A 16340-nucleotide genomic window follows, 5' to 3' on the forward strand; every position below is an offset into this window, starting at 1 on the left:
GGTCACAGGTCGGTGTCCCCGATTGGTGTCCATCGGCGCGTCTCGGCGGCGGGCTGGAAAACCGCTGCCACAGTGAATGCATGTTCGGAGTCGTCCGGCCGTGTGCCTCGGGCAAAGAGGCGTGGCGCGAGCACATGTGCGGTCTGTGTCTGTCCCTGCGCGATGGGCACGGTCAGGTGGCACGGGCCACCACAAACACCGACGCGATCGTCCTCAGCCTCCTGACCGAGGCTCAGTCCGGGCGCGCATCGCGTCGGACTGCGGGTCCGTGCCCGCTGCGAGGCATGAAAACAGCGTCCGTCGTGACGTCGGACTCGGCTGGTGCAGAACTCGCAGCCACCGCATCGTTGCTGCTCGGGGCGGCCAAGGCGACGGACTGGGCGGCCGACGGTGACGGGCGGTTTCGTGCGCGACTGTCGAAGCGTCCCGCGCGAAAGTGGCGCGCCGAAGCGCACGAGCGCGGAAGTCGCATCGGACTCGACGTTCAACCGCTGTGGACCGCGATCACATCGCAGAAGGCAAGGGAATGCGCAGGCATCGCTCTCGACGAGGTCACCTGGCCCGCCGAGTTCTGCGCCGGGGAGTTGTACGCGCACTCTGCGGTGCTCGCCGATCGACCGGAGAATGTTGTTCCGCTGCGGACGATTGGTCGAGCGATCGGACGGATCGCCCATCTGAGCGACGCGGTCGCGGATCTCAAGGTCGATCGCAAACGCGGTGCCTTCAATCCGATCGACGCGACGGGGACGTCGTTGGCCGAGGTCGATGACCTTCTCGGTCGTGCGCGTGACCAAGTGCGAAGTGCAACTGCGGTCCTGACCTTGGCGGATCCGGAGCCGGTGTCGACGATCCTGGTCCATGGGACCAACCGAGCCCTCGCGTCGGCGCAGGAACCGGTCCAACGCCCGGGACTACTGACTGGCGTCGGATTGCTCGTCGGTGGGTACTGCACCGGGTACGCGTGCTGTTTCGAGCACACCGCGCCGTGCACTGGGGAGCGGAAGCCGCCGATCGGATGTGATTGTGACTGTGGCGATTGTGCCTGCTGCTGCGACGACTGCTGCTGCGACTGTGGCTGCGACTGCTGACATCGAGCGTCGTATTGGGCCGTCTAGCAAACGCTCTACATTTGCCGATAATTCGCCGAATACAGTTTGTCGCGGGCGGTACGAGTGCTCGCCCATGCGAGGATCACGCGGACCGACGGGGAGGTCATGACACTCACGCTCGCACCACCGACGCCCCTCGACGAACCTGTCGAGGCGGCGCCCGACCGCGTGAGTGCGTTCCTGGGCATTTCGGCCGCGAGGTCGGGCAATGAACCGTACCTGGACGGATTGCGTGCCGTTGCGGTCCTGTCCGTGCTGGTCTACCACTGCCTCGGCGTCGCCATCGCGCATGGTGAGCTACGGCTTTTCGGCGTCGACGTGGGGTTCATCTTCGCGCGGGCGTACCTCGGGGTCGACCTGTTCTTCGTTCTCAGCGGGTTCCTGCTGGCCCGGCCGTGGTTTGTCGCTCGACAGCAGGGAACGCCGAGACCGAGCCTGCGCCAGTTCTGGCGGCGCCGTCTTCTCCGAATCGTGCCCGCCTATTACCTGTGCTTCTTCCTCGTGCTCGGCATCTTCGGGTTCCTCGACGAGACTCCCGAACAGATGCTCACCGGCACGACCGGGCTGATCAACATCGGCGCGCACCTGCTCTTTCTGCACGGCTACGTTCCGATCGCGTACTCCGACTTCAACTTCAACAGCTTCCCCTGGTGGACGTTGACGATCGAGATGACCTGGTACGCGCTACTTCCTGTGCTGGTTCTGGCCTTCCTCGGCCGCCGGTGGTGGTTGTCGCTCACGCTCTTCGGCGCCGTCTCAATGGGCTGGATCTGGCTGTGGTCAACGTCTATGGACTCGGTCATCGAGGCGGCGATCAAGCACAGCGACCCCACGACGTTGCTGCTCAGCGGATTCAGCTCCGATTTCGACTTCTGGTTCAGCGGGATGTTCGTGAACAGCCTGCCCGCGTTCCTGCTGACATTTGGGCTGGGCGTCGTCCTGGCAAGAGTGCAGGTCAACGGCGCGTCCGGGCGGTTTATCGGGTCGTTGGCCGCGTCGGCAATCGCGTTGGCAGCCGTCTGCGCGGGACTTATCGAGCTGGCCTGGCTCAGCCGAGACCCCTTGGAACAGGTCTACTACCGCCCGGTGTTCGGGCTGCTGATCGCGGCCGGCGTCTACCTCGTCGCGTTCGGTCACCCGGCCCTGCGCCGCCCATTCGAGTGGCTCCCACTGCGCCTCATCGGGTGGGTCAGCTTCGGGATCTACCTGATTCACGAGCCGCTCATCCATATCGAGAACCGTGGTCAGTGGTTCGATTCGTGGGGTCCGTTCTCGACGTTGCTGGGACTCGCGGCCGTGACGCTGGCGATCTCGACGGCACTTGCCGTCCTGTCGTGGCTGTTCGTCGAGAGGCCCTTCCTCGTCCGGCAGCCCGATACGGGGAGTTGGCCTCCCCGGGTGAAACGTGGGGCGGTTGCGGCGGCGCTGGCCGTGGTGGCAGTCGGTTGCTATGTCGTCGGGACGTGGCCGTCGTCCGCGGATCGAGCCTGGACCACCGTCAATGCGGAGATGCGCGAGCAGGGGGTCGAGCCCCTGCTGTCCTACGTGCCGAAAGTCGATCTCGGGGTTCGCGACTCCGGCCCGATGGCGATCGCGGCAGCGGTCCCGCGACAGCGCATCGACAGTGAGTTGGCGTGGTTCATCGCGAGTTGTCGTCGGGTCGACAGTCCGGGCGCGGTCTACACGCTGTCGACGGCTGGTCTCTACGTCACCGCCTCTGCGTTTGGGTGTACCGATGAGAGGTCGGCTGCGCGGGTCATCGATGAGACGCAGCAGCACTCGCAGTTCTATGGGCAGGCGCGATCGATCGCAGGGGTAGGCGAGGCCGCCATCGTTCGGTCGTTGGCGTTTCCGGGCCAGCCGAATCGCGTGCAGATTCGCTACCGCAGTGACTATTCGGTGGTGACGATCGACGTGCAAGCCGAGAACTCGATGTTGTCGGATCAGCGTGCGCGCGACCTCTGGTACTTCGCCACCAAGACGTATCCGATCTCTACGACGTTCTACGAACCGCGCTAGATATCGTCCGAAAGACGTAGCGGAGCGATGTCGTCGAAGAGATCACCCGGGCCGGGGTTCGCGGGCGATGTTTGGCCATCGAACTGATTCATCACGCCCCACACGGCGTTGAGTGCGGTGGTGATGGCGCCTTCGGCCCACCCCGCGGTCCACGAGATGTCGTCGCCGGCGAGGTAGATCCCGCGATGCCGGGCGCTCAGGTCGCGTTGCATGAAGTGTGTGTAGAGCCGTTCCTGGTAGCGGTAGTGGCCCGGCAGATTCGCCTTGAACGCACCCATGAAGTGCCGTTCTGTTTCCCATGAGATGGTCTTCGGGGTCCCGATGATGTGGCTGCGAATGTCGACGTTCGGATAGATCGCGCGGAGCGATTTGAGCATGAGCTCCATGCGTTCGTTGGCGTCGAGTGGCACGATCTTCCGCGAATCGTCCTCCCAGGTGTACGAGAGGCACATGACGGCCGGGCCATCACCGTGGCCGAGCAGGTAGGTGCCCCGGCTCATCCGGTCGGTGAGCGTCATGGACATCGAATCGCGCCCGCCGGCGACTTTGTCCTTCCAAAACGGGCGGTCGACCAGCACGAACACCTTCGATGAGCCCATGTAGTGCGTCTGCTCGATCGCGGCCCACAGGTCAGCGGGGAACAGGTCGTCGTCGCAGTGGATGTTGTTGAGCAGCATCCACGACTGTGCGGTGACGATGACCGCCGGATAGGTGCGGATCTCGCCGGACGAGTCGGCGATCGTGTAGTTCCGCGGATGCGTGCGCCGGATGCTGGTGACCGCCGGGCGCGGGTCCCCCTCGTGCAGCGATTCGAGCGACGTCCCGTCCGGCCAGTGCGCAATTCGTCGGGGTGTCCGCTTCCACAGCCGAAGCGGCAGTTGTTGTGAGCCGCCGATGACCCCGCGATGGTTGTCGTCGGCTTCCGTCAGCACGATGCGCAGGATCTCGAGCATCGAGCTGGGGTAGTCGGTGTCCCAGCCGCCGGTGCCGAATCCCACCTTGCCGAAGATCTCTCTCAAGCTGAATGTAGGGAAGTGTTTGGAAGCGGCTAGAAAGCCGTAGAAAGTCTGATCGTCGAGTTCGCGAATGAGCTTGTCCCAGAGGAATTTCAGCGTGGGGACATCGCGTTCGCGGATCGCGGTCTGGATGGCATGCAGGTCGGCGCTGTCTTCGAGGGTCTGCCGCCAAGCGTCGGCGACTTGCGTAAACACGGCGGGCAGCTCGTCGAGAGTCCGGGCGTAGTACGTCTCGCCCTTGAGGTCGACGACCGTGCTCGGTGTCGCCGCGGCCAGCGGATTCGGGAAGGGGAACGTCTCAATCGCGACCTTGGCGAAGTACTCCCACAGCGTCGTAGACGATGGCGGGAACCGCATCGCGCCGAGTTCGGCGATGGCGCCGGGCGCCTGCTCGAAGGGCGCCGACCGCATCCGCCCGCCGATCTGGTCGGCTTCGTACACGACGGGTCGGAAACCCATCTTCATGAGTTCGTAGGCCGCGACGATGCCCGCGACCCCGCCACCGACGATCGCGACTTCAGTGCCATGAACCTCGTGCGGGATCGAGCCCAGGCCCACTGGGTTTCGCACATAGTCGTCGTAGGCGAAGGGGAAATCGGGCCCGAACATCGTGAGCGGTTTGCCCGGTTCCGGAGCGTCAGAGTGGGGAGCTACCGGTTGAGTCATCGGATGCTCCGGTAGAGGTCTCGGCGGCGATCGTCCAAGTGCGTGTTTTCCGCGCGGGACTTGGCGAGCTGGCCGGGATCGATGTCGACGACGAGGAGTTCCTCGCCACGACCTGCTCGCGCGAGTTCGGTCCCGTCGGGCGCAATCGCGCAGCTCAGGCCGCAATACGTAAGTTCACCCTCGGTCCCGACGCGATTGACGTACGCGATGAACAACTGACTCTCGTACGCGCGCGTCGGCACCATGTGAGTGGCGACGTGGCCGTATGGATCCATGAGTCCAGTCGGAACAATGAGGAGCTCGGTCCCCGAGTCGGCATGTGCCCGAACGTTTTCCGGAAATTCGACGTCGTAGCAAATGAGAAGTCCGCATCGGACGCCATCGAGTTCGAACTGCTCGATCCACCGATCGCCCGGGGTGAAGTAGGTGCGGTCGGACCCGAAGAGGTGGGTTTTCCGGTAGGTGGTGACGGACTTTCCGTCCCCGTCGACGACCTGAATGCTGTTGTAGGGCAATCGATCACCGTTCGACTCTGGGAAGCCATAGACAACCGCGATCCCGTTGCGGCGTGCGACGTCGGCCACCGCCTGAAAGATCGAACCGTCGGTGGGTTCGGCCAGTTGGGCGATCAACGAGCCGATGTTGTAGCCCGTCGCCGACATCTCCGGCGTGATGAGAATCTGGGCTCCGGCCGCTGCAGCGCGAGCCGCGGCGGCGCCGATCGAGGCGAGGTTGGCTGGGACGCCAGCGGATTCAGGTCCTTGGTACAACGCGACGGTCAGCATGAGGCCTCGCACGAAAGTAGTGTTGAGATCAGGAAACCACCAAGTGGAGGCGTCCGCGACATGACTCACGAGGGATTCATCAGGGGCGCGCGTCCGGACGGTCGCGAGACCATCGGTCCGGTGGATGCCATCCGCGTGCCGCGTTTTGCCGAGCCGACGACATTCGCACGGCTGCCGCGGCTCGACCAAGTCACCGACCCGGACATCACGGTTCTGGGGGTGCCGTTCGACTCGGGAACCACCTACCGGCCCGGCGCTCGATTCGGTCCCGGCCACATCCGGGCGTCGTCGAAACTCCTGCGGCCGTACAACTCGACTCTCGACGTATTCCCGTTCGGCGATCAGCAGGCGGCGGACGCCGGTGATATCGCCGTCAATCCGTTCAACATCACCGAGGCGATCGAGACGATCGACGCCGAGGTCACCGAGCTGCGCAAACACGGCTCGAAGGTGCTCACCCTCGGCGGCGATCACACGATCGCACTTCCGATCCTGCGTTCGATCGCACGGGACCACGGTCCGGTGGCGGTCCTGCACTTCGACGCCCATCTCGACACGTGGGACACCTACTTCGGCGCGGCTTACACGCACGGCACGCCGTTCCGGCGGGCGAGCGAAGAGGGGCTCATCGACCTGGAGCGGTCGCAACACATGGGCATCCGCGGTCCGCTGTATAGCAAGGCCGACCTCGAAGATGACAGCATCCTCGGATTCCAGGTCATTCGCTCGGACGATTACCAGGTCGACGGGCTGAAAAGCGTCGTCGAGCGCATGATGAAGCGTCTGGCCGGCGGGCCGGTCTACATCTCGGTCGACATCGACGTTCTCGACCCCGCGCACGCCCCCGGAACCGGAACGCCGGAAGCCGGCGGACTCACGTCTCGTGAATTGCTCAACACCATTCGAGCCCTGCAGGGGCTGAACATCGTCGGCGCCGACATCGTCGAAGTTTCACCGGCTTACGACCATGCCGAAATCACCGGTATCGCTGCAGCTCATGTGGCGTACGAGTTGCTCTCGGTGATGGTAGAGAAGTAACGGGAGGAATGATCATGAACTATCCACCATCGCCCTCGGGCTGGCAGCAAACGCCCACCGTCGACACCTCGGCCGCGATCGTCTACGGCTGGAAAAAGTTCGCCGCAAACCCGTTGTGGTGGATTCTTCTGATCGTCGCCTATGGCGTCGTCCTCATCATCGACAACTTCATCAGTTCCGGCATGCCGTACGTCGTCAGCCTCTTCTTCACGCTGGTCGGGATGGCGATTGCGGCGGTCTTCCAGGTCGCCTCGTTCCGCGGAGCCCTCTTCGAACTCGACGGCCGCAAACCGGAGTTCGCCGATTTCTTCAAGATCGACAACTGGCCCCGCGTGCTCGGCGCCTCCCTGCTGGCAACCGTGCTCGGCGGTGTCATCCCGTGGGTGATCTTCGTGATCGGGAGCGCGCTGGCCGTGGCGGCGGGCAGTCTCGTCGTTCTTCTTCTGTTCGGGCTCGTGGCCTTCGTCGCCTTCGCAGTCGCGATGTTCCTGACGTACTTCACGGTGCCGTTCGCGCTGGACAAGCAACTGGATCCGGTCTCGGCGGTGCGCGCGAGCTACCAACTGACCAGCAAGAACGTCGGTCCGCTGTTGCTTCTCGCACTCGCGAACGTCGGACTCCTCATCGTCGGCGCGATCCCATGTGGGCTCGGTCTGCTGGTGACGATGCCGATGGTGATGATCTCGTCCTCGTTCGCCTTCCGGACTCTGACCCAAGGCCCTATTTCGCCTGCCGATGTCGGACCGCAAGCTGCGTATCCGCAGTATCCGAACCAACCTCCGTACCCGCCATACCCGCCGCAGCAGCCACCCGGGGGCCAGCCTCCGTTCCCGCCGCCTCCACCGCAGTAGGTATTCCTGAGACAATGGTCGGGTGACAGGAATCAAGAAACCGAGCGTGTGGCAGTACCTGCGGTACTGCTTGGGTGCGGTTTTGCCTCCTGACCTGCATGATTGGGTTCGCAACGACCTCATCAGCAAGGGTGCGGCGACGCGCTTCGTGGTCCGCGTGACGACGCCCGTGGTGCTCGTGCTGGCGCCGGTTTATCTGCTTCCGACGGACATCGTGACGAAACTCATCATGACGATGCCGTTGGCCCTGCCCTTCGTCTACTTCGCGATTGCCCTGAATCCGGTCTATCGTCGATACCGCCTCAACAAGCACGGCATGGACGGCGACCTCGTGGATCAGTTACGCCGCGAAAAAGAAGCGCCCGACATGCAGGCTTACTACGCCAGGTATCGCCCCGAGATGCTCGAAGATGAGGCAAACCCGCCAACGTAGGGAGTTCACCTATGTGGAAGTCCTCGACCATGATGCCGGTGCCGTCATCTGGACATATCTTCGAAACGACGCTGCCGGTTCTGTCGAGCGACCTCGATGAAAGCGACCAAGTCCGCCCCGATGGGATCGCCCGTTACCTGCAGGAAGCCGGTTTCCAGCATCTGATCGCCAACGGAATGGATGAATCGCATCCCCACTGGATCGTCCGCCGGACCGTCATCGACGTGATCGAGCCGATCAAGTGGCCGGACCAGCTGCGCGCGCGGCGCTGGTGTGCCGCCCTGTCGAGTCGCTGGTGCTCGATGCGCATCCGGCTCGATGGCGGCGACGGTGGCCTCGTCGAGACCGAGGCCTTCTGGATCTGCATGAACCTGAACACCCAGGCACCGGCCCGCATGTCGGATGAGTTCATCAACACCATCGGCGACACCACCTCCGAGCACCGACTCAAGTGGAAGTCGTGGCTCTCGAACCCGGTCTCGAAGCAGGCGTCCATCAAGTTCCACGTGCGCCGCACCGATATCGACATGTGGAAGCACGTCACGAACTCGGCCTACTGGCAGGGCATCCACGAGGTGACCGCCAACCACAGCGACATCACGAGCATTCCGCACCGGTACGTCATCGAGTACAACAAGCCCATCACCTCCGGTGAGGACGTCCGCATCTGGACCGAACTCGAATCCGACGGCACCCTCCAGATCGCGTTTGCGGTAGGCGACGAAGTTCGTACGCGCGCCGCGGTTATGGCGTTGCCCTAGGGCGTCCCAGCCGGTTTGCTGATCGGTTACTCTCGGCACTGTGCGACGGTGGCGCGGTGAGCGAGGACCGAGAAGGTCTGTCTCAGGGGTAACCCCTGGGTGCGTCGAATCAGTTGGCAACAGCGTCCGAAGCCGCTGGGCACGCTCCGCGTGCGGCCCGGCGACAAAGACAAGAGCAGGTCGTCGGCCACCGTCGCGCGCCCACTGATGCAGGGCCGGTTTTCACTCCCGCACGCGCAAGCCATCGCGCGCGCGTTCGGCCGGAGGGAGCTTTCCTGGCGGCGGGAGAACCTCGCTGAGGTCTTCGCCGGCTTTGTCGAAGCAGGTCTGGCGGAATCGTTGGCGTCGCAGGTCATCGACAACGTACCGCTCGAGCCCATCGAGCCTTATCCGACGCTGGTGGCCCAACTACGTTCGCTCCGCTGGGAAATCGACCTCAACCCGCCGCTCGCCAAACCCTTGCGGTTTGGCGTTCCGGAGTTGCCAGACGTCTCGGCGCTCGCGCAGTTTCTCAACCTGACCCCGAGCGAGCTGGACTGGTTCGCGGACTGCGGAGGTTGGTTGCGGACCGCTAGCGGCCCGCTGTCGCATTATCGCTATCGGCAGCTGCCCAGGCGGTCCGGTCGTCGATTGGTCGAAGCTCCCAAGCCGCGATTGCGGGAGATTCAGCGGACCATCAACCGCCGGATATTGGCGTGCTTGCCGGTCCACAGCGCGTGTCACGGGTTCGAATCCGGACGCAACCCAGCCACGTTCTCGGCTCCGCACAGCAGTGCCGGCCTGCTGATCCGTATGGACCTGAAGAACTACTTCTCGAGCATCGGTGAACCGCGCGTCCGTGCGATCTTCGAGGCCATGGGTTACTCGGAGGTGGTGTCACGATCGCTCGCGGGTTTGAGCACCAATGCCTCGTCGATTGCCGCGTTGCGGGGTTTGGACCACGAGCAACGAACATTTCTCCGGGTTCCGCATCTGCCGCAGGGTGCGCCGACATCGCCCAAACTCGGCAACTTGGCCGCGCGTGGACTCGATCGACGGCTGTCCGGTTTCGCGCTTCGCGTGGGGATGACCTACACGCGCTATGCCGACGACCTGGCCTTTTCCGGTGCCGATGGCATCAACGCGGGGTCGATAGTCAGCGCCGTCGAGCGCATCATCGCGGCTGAAGGTCTCTTCGTGAACCGCCAGAAGACGCTCATTCGGCGATCGCACCAGCGGCAGATCCTCGCCGGGTTGGTCGTCAACGACCACCCCCAGGTTCCGCGGGACAGCTACGACAAGGTGCGCGCGATCCTGCACAACGCCGCTCGAACCGGCGCCGCCGCGCAGAATCGCGGTGGCCATGCGGACTTTCGGGCACATGTTCTGGGCCTCATCAGCTGGATCGGGGAGACCAACCCGGACCGGCGTGAGCGGCTTCTCGACCTGGCCGCCGAGGTCGACTGGACTACGTGAACCGGCGCAGCCGCAGGCTGTTGCCCACGACGAAGACGCTCGAGCTCGCCATCGCGGCTCCCGCGATCATGGGGTTGAGCAGGCCAGTTGCCGCGAGCGGAATCGCGGCGACGTTGTAGGCGAACGCCCAGAAGAGGTTCACCTTGATCGTGCCGAGGGTTCGGCGCGACAGTCGGATCGCATCGGCTGCGCTGCGCAGGTCACCGCGGACGAGCGTCAAATCCGCCGCTTCGATCGCCACGTCGGTGCCGGTACCCATCGCGAGCCCGAGATCGGCTTGAGCGAGGGCGGCGGCATCGTTCACGCCATCTCCGACCATCGCGACGACCTTGCCGTCGCGTTGAAGCCGGGCGATGACGTTCGTCTTGTCCTGCGGAAGCACCTCGGCGAAGACCTGGTCGATCCCAACCTCGCGCGCTATCTCTTGGGCCACCCGCTCGTTGTCGCCGGTGAGCAGGATGGGCGTGAGACCAAGGTCCTTGAACTGCGCGATCGCTTCGCGGCTCGTCGGTTTGACCGTGTCCGCGACGACAAGAGCGCCCTTGGCGGCACCGTCCCACGCGGCGAGAACCGCGGTCCGACCCCGGTCTTGTGCGTTCTGCACGGCGGCGCGGAGTTGCTCATCGATCACGACCCCGTAGTCGGCGAGCAGTGCTTCCCGGCCGATGACGACGGCATGACCTTCGACGACCCCTGTGACGCCCAGGCCTTCGACGTTCTGGAAGCTTTCGACGACCGGGAGCTCGGGAACTGCACGTGCGATCGCCATCGCCACCGGGTGTTCGGACGCATTCTCGACGGCTGCGGCGATCCGGAGCAGTTCATCGCGCTCCACGCCTGAAACCGGAATGACGTCGACAAGCTCCATGCGACCGGTCGTGACAGTGCCGGTCTTGTCGAGAACGATGGTGTCGACCCGACGAGTGCTTTCGAGGATCTCAGATCCCTTGATGAGAATTCCCATGCGAGCGCCGCGACCCGTACCGACTAGCAGTGCGGTAGGCGTGGCCAGGCCGAGGGCGCAGGGGCACGCGATGATCAGGACGGCGACGGCTGCAGTGAAGGCGTCATTCGCCGAATGGCCCGTCAGGAGCCAGCCGGCCAGGACGACGAGGGCGATGCCGATGACGACGGGGACGAAGACGCCGGAGATGCGGTCGGCGAGGCGCTGGACCTCAGCTTTTCCGGATTGCGCGTCTTCCACGAGCTTGGCGATCTGGGCCAGTTGCGTGTCGCTGCCGACGCGTGTGGCACGCACGACGAGCCGACCACCGGCGTTGATCGTCGCGCCGGTGACCGAGTCACCGACCGTGACGTCGACGGGCACCGATTCGCCGGTCAGCATCGACAGGTCGACCGCGGACGAACCGCTGAGCACGATGCCGTCGGTGGCGATTTTCTCGCCCGGACGAACAACGAACTCATCGCCGACTCGCAGTCGGTCGGTCGGGATCCGTTCTTCGATGCCATCCCGCAGGACCGCAACGTCTTTGGCGCCGAGTTGGAGGAGGGCGCGTAATGCGGCACCAGCCTGGCGCTTCGAGCGCTTCTCGAAGTAGCGGCCACCGAGAACGAACATCGTGACGCCCGCGGCGACTTCGAGGTAGATGTGACCGTTGCTGATCGTCAGCGCATACAGGGACCACAGCCACGATGCGCCCGTACCGACGGAGATGAGGGTGTCCATCGTCGACGTGCCATGGCGGAGGTTGGTCCACGCGGCGTGGTGGAACGGCCAGCCCGACCACCACACGACCGGGGTTGCAAGCGCGAACGCCACCCATTCCCAGCCCGGGAATTGGAGGGCCATGATCATGGACACGGCAATGACGGGGATGGCCAGCACGGTTGCGACGATGAGCCGGAGGCGCAGCGTGGACAGCTCGACGTCCGGTGTCTCGTCCGTTCGCGGCAGCGACGCGGTGTAGCCGGCCTTCTCGACCTCAGCGATGAGAAGTTCAACGGGCAGATTGCCGATGACCTGCGCCTTTTCGGTCGCGTAGTTGACGGTCGCCGAGACGCCATCGAGCTTGTTGAGCTTTTTCTCGATGCGCGCGGCACACGAAGCGCACGTCATTCCGCCGATCTCGAGTTCGAGAGCGGCGGGCGCTTCAGTCCTGGTCATGCGACTCGAACCGCCTGGTATCCGGCTTCGTCGACCGCGGCGACTACGTCGGCATCCGCGACTGGCTCGGATGAGGTGATGACAAGCTTGCCGGTCTTCGCGCTGACGGCGATCTGCTGGATCGTGCCGATCTTGCTCAATTCCTCGCGGACCGAGGCCTCGCAATGGCCGCAGCTCATTCCGGTGACCTGGTATTCGGTGGTTGCCATGCAAGCCACTATACCCCCTTGGGGTATGTGGTCGCCAGGGTAGTTCGCCATCGATGAGAGGGCCTATTGACAAAGAGTTAGGTAAACCTGTCCAAAGCCGCTAGCCTGACAAGTGTGCGTAGCCTAACCAACCCTGGGGAGCTGGCTGCGCGCTTGGCACAGTTCGAGGGTCAGTCCGCACTTGTCTGTGGTGACCTCGAATTGACCTATCGGGCGCTGGCGGATCGAGTCGGCGAAGTCGCCGATCAGCTCGGCACCGAGCGACGACTGGTGCTGATCGAGGCCGACAACGACATCGACGGCATCGTGAACTACCTCGGCGCGCTGTCGGCAGGCAATGTCGTCCTGCTCGCCGGCTCCAACAATCGGGACGTCGTCGCGACCTACGATCCGGACGTCGTGATTGCGAGTCGGAGTGGGAAGTGGGCGACCACCGAGATCCGCCGCACGACCGAGCACGACCTGCACCCAGACCTCGCCTTGCTCCTCAGTACCTCAGGCTCGACAGGGTCGCCCAAGCTCGTGCGGTTGTCGTACGAGAACGTCCTCTCCAATGCGGCGTCCATCGCCGGCTATCTGCATCTGACCAGCGGTGACCGAGCGATCACGACGCTGCCGCCGTACTACTGCTATGGCCTCTCGGTGCTCCACAGCCACCTTCTCGTCGGTGCTTCGATCGTGCTCAACGAGCACTCGGTCGTCGACCGCGAGTTCTGGGAGGAGTTCCGGAAGCGAGGCTGCACCTCGTTCGCGGGTGTGCCGCACACGTTCGACCTGCTCGATCGCACCGGCTTCGACGAGATGGATCTGCCGTCGCTGCGGTACGTCACGCAGGCCGGCGGGCGTCTCGGGCCGGATCGAGTGCGTCACTTCGCTGAACTCGGTCAGCGCCGCGGCTGGGACCTCTACGTCATGTACGGCGCGACTGAGGCGACTGCGCGCATGGGTTATCTGCCTCCGGATCTCGCCGTCGACCATCCCGGAAGCATCGGCGTCGCGGTGCCCGGGGGAAGCTTTGACATCGACGATGCGGGAGAGCTGATCTACTCGGGCCCGAACGTCATGATGGGCTACGCCGAACGCGACTCCGACCTCGGTTTGGGCCGCACTCTCGACCGGCTCCGCACCGGCGACCTCGCTCGGTTCACCAGCGACGGCCTGGTCGAGATCATTGGCCGGAAGTCGCGCTTCGCGAAGATCTTCGGCCTGCGGATTGACCTGCAGCGCATTGAGTCTGAGTTGGCCGAAGACGGGATCTCCGCCTGCTGCGCCGAATCGGACGGCACGCTCGTCGTCGCGGTCGAAGGCGACACCGGAGTGATCGGTCGAGTGGCGGCGATCTCGGGGCTGCCGCGCAGTGCGATCACCGAGTGTGCGGTCGACGCGATTCCGCGTCTGCCCTCCGGCAAGCCGGACTACCCGACGATCCGGACGCTGAGCGCCGGTCTGGCCGACATCTCCGACGTCCGCGCATTGTTCGCCGACGTTCTCGGTATTCGCCGCGATGAGGTCTCGGCGTCGAGCGCGTTCGTCGACCTCGGTGGTGACTCGCTGTCCTACGTCACGATGTCGGTACGTCTCGAGCGACTCCTCGGGCATCTCCCACCGAATTGGCACACGACTCCGGTTGGCGGTCTGCGTCCCGCGGTGCGCAAGTCTGGGCTGCGCTCAGTCGAGACGAGTCTGGTGCTTCGCGCAGTCGCGATCGTTCTCGTCGTCGGGTCGCATGCGGGATTGTTCGCTTTGTGGGGCGGTGCGCACGTGTTGCTCGGGGTGGCCGGCTTCAACTTCGCGCGCTTCGTGCTGACGGGCAAGAGTCGAGTCGAACGCGTGCGGCATGCGCTGTCGACGGTCGTCGGAATCGCGGTGCCGACCATTCTGTGGATCGGCGTCGTTATGGCCGCCGGAACCCACTACTACGGCGTGACGAACCTCCTGTTGATGCAGAAGATCCTGGGGCCGGACGGGCCGACGCAGGGTCATCTGTGGTTTATCGAGATCATCGTGCAGATTCTGCTGCTTGCGACGGCGGTGATCGCGATTCCACAGGTAGATCGCCTCGAGCGCCAGTTCCCCATGGGGTTCGCGTTGAGCGTGCTCGCCGTCGCGTTGCTGGTGCGGTTCGACGCTTTTGGTTTCCACTCCGGCGATCAGCGTTGGTCGACGTTGCACGCGACCTTCTTCTTCGTCATCGGTTGGGCCGCCGCGAAGGCGGTGTCGAACCACATGCGCCTGGTCGTGACCGTCGCCGCGGCGATGTCGACGATGGGTTACTTCAACACCACGCAGCGCGATCTCATCGTCCTCGGCGGCATCGTCGTGCTGATCTGGTTTCCGACCGTGCGGGTGCCGGCCTTCGTGATCCCCGTGCTGACCGTCCTCGCCGGGGCGTCGCTGTATATCTACCTCGTGCACTGGCAGATCCTGGAACCGCTGGCGGGGCATCATCTCCCGGCGATCGCGCTGAGCCTCGTGGCGGGGATCGCCATGTGGTGGCTCGTCAGCAGGACTGGAAGTATTTCTGGAAGGATTTCGGAGCTCCGTCGTGCTTGGCCTGCTGCCAGCACCGGTCCGTTGGGAACTTCACGTAGGTGACCCACTTGTCGCCGAACACGCGAACTGCTCGCTGCGAGTCGCCCGGGACGTCCCAGCTGATGATCGACCAGTTCGGCTCGCACTCGACGATCGTCGCCTGAGCGTTCTTCTGCTCCGGGGGGAGGTCGAGATCGTCGGAGATCTCCTTCGGGTCGCACTCGCCGCTCGCGCCGTGGCCGGACTTTCCGAACTTCAGCTCGAGAGACTGTTTGGGATCCGTATCGGTGAGGAAGGCCGCGTGCGCGGTTCCGGCGGCCAAGTGTCGGCCCGCCGGATCGTCGACGCTGATGTTGTAGCAGCCGAGCGGCAAGTCCTTGAGCTCGACCTTTCCGGTCTTGTCCGTGGTCCCGCTGAAGTGGTTCGTGAACGAGGTGCCCGGCGAGATTGTCTTGTGTGCGATGTCGCAGTCGAGCGCGCGCTCGATCTCGACCTCGACGCTCGGGACTGGCTTGCCGTGTTCGTCGACTGTGCTGATATTCAACACGCCGGTCGCCGCCGACTCGCCCGACGTTGTCGTGGAGACATTGGAGGAATTTCCCGATCCGCAGCCGGTCAGTAGGAGCGCAGCGCCAAGCAAGGCAAGCGCGGCGCGAATCGACATGCCCAGAATTTCTCACCTTGCGCGGGCGTGCGCGGCCGATTCCAGAAGATAGGCGACCAGCGGATATACCAAATGACATAAACTTGTCCGTATGGACGCACGAGATCGCATCATCGCCGGCGCCATCGAGATGTTCGCCGAGCGCGGTGTGGCCGGTACCTCGATCGCCGATGTCATCGAGCGTTCGGGGGGTCCGCGAGGTTCGATGTACCACTACTTCCCGGCGGGAAAGTCGCAGTTGGCGGAGGAGTCGACGCTGGCCGCGGGACGTCTCATGACCGCGGTGATCAACCGTCTCTGCGCTGAGCGTGGACCGTCGGAGGCGCTCGCGAAGATCGTGGACTACTTCCGAAAGAGGCTGGTGAACAGCGACTTCGAGTATGGATGTCCGGTCGCTGCGGGTGCCCTGGCAGGTGCGGAATCTCCGGGTGCCGCGACGGCCGCGGGCGAGGCCTTCGTCATGTGGCAACGCGCGCTGTCGGCCGCGCTGTGGCAGGCCGGATATGCCGTCGACCAGGCGGAGGACGCAGCCTCAGCTGCGGTTTCGGCGATCGAAGGCGCGCTCCTCGTGTGTCAGGCACAGAAGTCGACGGACGCGCTCGATCGCGTCGAACGGTTCTTGACGACCCAGCTGACCGGAGGCTAACGTCAGCGATTATATCGATCGTCATAATGCG

14 protein-coding genes are annotated in these 16340 nt (G+C 64.3%); 9 read left to right on the top strand and 5 right to left on the bottom strand.

The genetic code is table 11. The features are described from left to right. The first annotated feature begins 80 nt into the window (after nucleotides 1–80). Together F600_RS0108240 and F600_RS0108245 are read left to right on the top strand one after the other, a co-directional pair. A complete protein-coding gene (locus tag F600_RS0108240) occupies nucleotides 81–1088 on the top strand; it encodes a DUF5685 family protein (protein WP_026306301.1) in 1008 nt (335 codons plus the stop codon). A gap of 126 nt (nucleotides 1089–1214) precedes the next feature. Next, on the top strand, nucleotides 1215–3128 hold the full coding sequence (locus tag F600_RS0108245) for an acyltransferase family protein (RefSeq protein ID WP_156024479.1): 1914 nt from the start codon (nucleotides 1215–1217) through the stop codon (nucleotides 3126–3128). Here F600_RS0108245 and F600_RS0108250 read toward each other — a convergent pair. Both F600_RS0108250 and F600_RS0108255 read right to left on the bottom strand, forming a co-directional pair. Next, nucleotides 3125–4810: a flavin monoamine oxidase family protein gene (locus F600_RS0108250; protein ID WP_026306302.1), complete on the bottom strand. Its 1686-nt coding sequence runs from the start codon at nucleotides 4808–4810 to the stop codon at nucleotides 3125–3127. The genes F600_RS0108245 and F600_RS0108250 overlap by 4 nt on opposite strands. Then, nucleotides 4807–5595, bottom strand: coding sequence for a carbon-nitrogen hydrolase family protein (locus F600_RS0108255; protein WP_018160133.1), 789 nt, complete (start codon nucleotides 5593–5595; stop codon nucleotides 4807–4809). The genes F600_RS0108250 and F600_RS0108255 overlap by 4 nt, the downstream gene beginning before the upstream one ends. 60 nt (nucleotides 5596–5655) lie before the next feature. Between F600_RS0108255 and speB the strand changes: the two genes are divergently transcribed. From speB to F600_RS0108280, 5 genes are all read left to right on the top strand, one after another. Then, complete coding sequence (gene speB / locus F600_RS0108260; RefSeq protein ID WP_018160134.1) at nucleotides 5656–6633, top strand: agmatinase; 978 nt, start codon at nucleotides 5656–5658, stop codon at nucleotides 6631–6633. Nucleotides 6634–6647: 14 nt separating this feature from the next. Continuing rightward, a complete protein-coding gene (locus tag F600_RS27465; protein ID WP_156024480.1) occupies nucleotides 6648–7484 on the top strand; it encodes a DUF2189 domain-containing protein in 837 nt (278 codons plus the stop codon). 22 nt (nucleotides 7485–7506) lie between these two features. Beyond that, complete coding sequence (locus F600_RS0108270) at nucleotides 7507–7917, top strand: DUF5313 family protein (protein ID WP_018160136.1); 411 nt, start codon at nucleotides 7507–7509, stop codon at nucleotides 7915–7917. A gap of 11 nt (nucleotides 7918–7928) precedes the next feature. Beyond that, the gene (locus tag F600_RS0108275) at nucleotides 7929–8678 is read left to right on the top strand and encodes an acyl-[acyl-carrier-protein] thioesterase (RefSeq protein WP_018160137.1); all 750 of its coding nucleotides are present in this window, start codon (nucleotides 7929–7931) and stop codon (nucleotides 8676–8678) included. Between the two features lie 99 nt (nucleotides 8679–8777). After that, entirely contained in the window at nucleotides 8778–10133 is a 1356-nt protein-coding gene (locus F600_RS0108280; protein ID WP_018160138.1) for a reverse transcriptase family protein, read from the top strand. Here the strand turns inward: F600_RS0108280 and F600_RS0108285 are convergent. Then, nucleotides 10126–12258: a heavy metal translocating P-type ATPase gene (locus F600_RS0108285; protein ID WP_018160139.1), complete on the bottom strand. Its 2133-nt coding sequence runs from the start codon at nucleotides 12256–12258 to the stop codon at nucleotides 10126–10128. The genes F600_RS0108280 and F600_RS0108285 overlap by 8 nt on opposite strands. Further along, a complete protein-coding gene (locus tag F600_RS0108290) occupies nucleotides 12255–12467 on the bottom strand; it encodes a heavy-metal-associated domain-containing protein (RefSeq protein WP_018160140.1) in 213 nt (70 codons plus the stop codon). The genes F600_RS0108285 and F600_RS0108290 overlap by 4 nt, the downstream gene beginning before the upstream one ends. Nucleotides 12468–12620: 153 nt before the next feature. Between F600_RS0108290 and F600_RS32345 the strand changes: the two genes are divergently transcribed. Continuing rightward, complete coding sequence (locus F600_RS32345; protein ID WP_018160141.1) at nucleotides 12621–15062, top strand: AMP-binding protein; 2442 nt, start codon at nucleotides 12621–12623, stop codon at nucleotides 15060–15062. On the opposite strand, the gene F600_RS31565 is transcribed toward F600_RS32345, so the two are convergent. Further along, nucleotides 14968–15663 carry a hypothetical protein gene (locus F600_RS31565; RefSeq protein ID WP_156024482.1) on the bottom strand — a complete coding sequence of 232 codons (696 nt, stop codon included), beginning with the start codon at nucleotides 15661–15663 and terminating at the stop codon, nucleotides 14968–14970. The genes F600_RS32345 and F600_RS31565 overlap by 95 nt on opposite strands. Before the next feature lie 91 nt (nucleotides 15664–15754). Here F600_RS31565 and F600_RS27470 point away from each other — a divergent pair, with 91 nt between their 5' ends. Next, nucleotides 15755–16309, top strand: a complete 555-nt coding sequence (locus F600_RS27470; RefSeq protein ID WP_018160144.1) for a TetR/AcrR family transcriptional regulator — start codon at nucleotides 15755–15757, stop codon at nucleotides 16307–16309. Nucleotides 16310–16340 lie beyond the last annotated feature (31 nt).

The sequence above is a fragment of the Smaragdicoccus niigatensis DSM 44881 = NBRC 103563 genome, assembly GCF_000380645.1.
GTDB lineage: Bacteria > Actinomycetota > Actinomycetes > Mycobacteriales > Mycobacteriaceae > Smaragdicoccus > Smaragdicoccus niigatensis.

What these genes read in the sequence shown, in the direction of transcription:
- F600_RS0108290 (WP_018160140.1), bottom strand. Translation starts at nt 12,467, where the DNA reads ATGGCAACCACCGAATACCAGGTCACCGGAATGAGCTGCGGCCATTGC.
- F600_RS0108275 (WP_018160137.1), top strand. Translation starts at nt 7,929, where the DNA reads ATGTGGAAGTCCTCGACCATGATGCCGGTGCCGTCATCTGGACATATC.
- F600_RS0108255 (WP_018160133.1), bottom strand. Translation starts at nt 5,595, where the DNA reads ATGCTGACCGTCGCGTTGTACCAAGGACCTGAATCCGCTGGCGTCCCA.
- F600_RS0108250 (WP_026306302.1), bottom strand. Translation starts at nt 4,810, where the DNA reads ATGACTCAACCGGTAGCTCCCCACTCTGACGCTCCGGAACCGGGCAAA.
- F600_RS0108245 (WP_156024479.1), top strand. Translation starts at nt 1,215, where the DNA reads ATGACACTCACGCTCGCACCACCGACGCCCCTCGACGAACCTGTCGAG.
- F600_RS27470 (WP_018160144.1), top strand. Translation starts at nt 15,755, where the DNA reads ATGGACGCACGAGATCGCATCATCGCCGGCGCCATCGAGATGTTCGCC.
- F600_RS27465 (WP_156024480.1), top strand. Translation starts at nt 6,648, where the DNA reads ATGAACTATCCACCATCGCCCTCGGGCTGGCAGCAAACGCCCACCGTC.
- speB (WP_018160134.1), top strand. Translation starts at nt 5,656, where the DNA reads ATGACTCACGAGGGATTCATCAGGGGCGCGCGTCCGGACGGTCGCGAG.
- F600_RS31565 (WP_156024482.1), bottom strand. Translation starts at nt 15,663, where the DNA reads ATGTCGATTCGCGCCGCGCTTGCCTTGCTTGGCGCTGCGCTCCTACTG.
- F600_RS0108240 (WP_026306301.1), top strand. Translation starts at nt 81, where the DNA reads ATGTTCGGAGTCGTCCGGCCGTGTGCCTCGGGCAAAGAGGCGTGGCGC.
- F600_RS0108285 (WP_018160139.1), bottom strand. Translation starts at nt 12,258, where the DNA reads ATGACCAGGACTGAAGCGCCCGCCGCTCTCGAACTCGAGATCGGCGGA.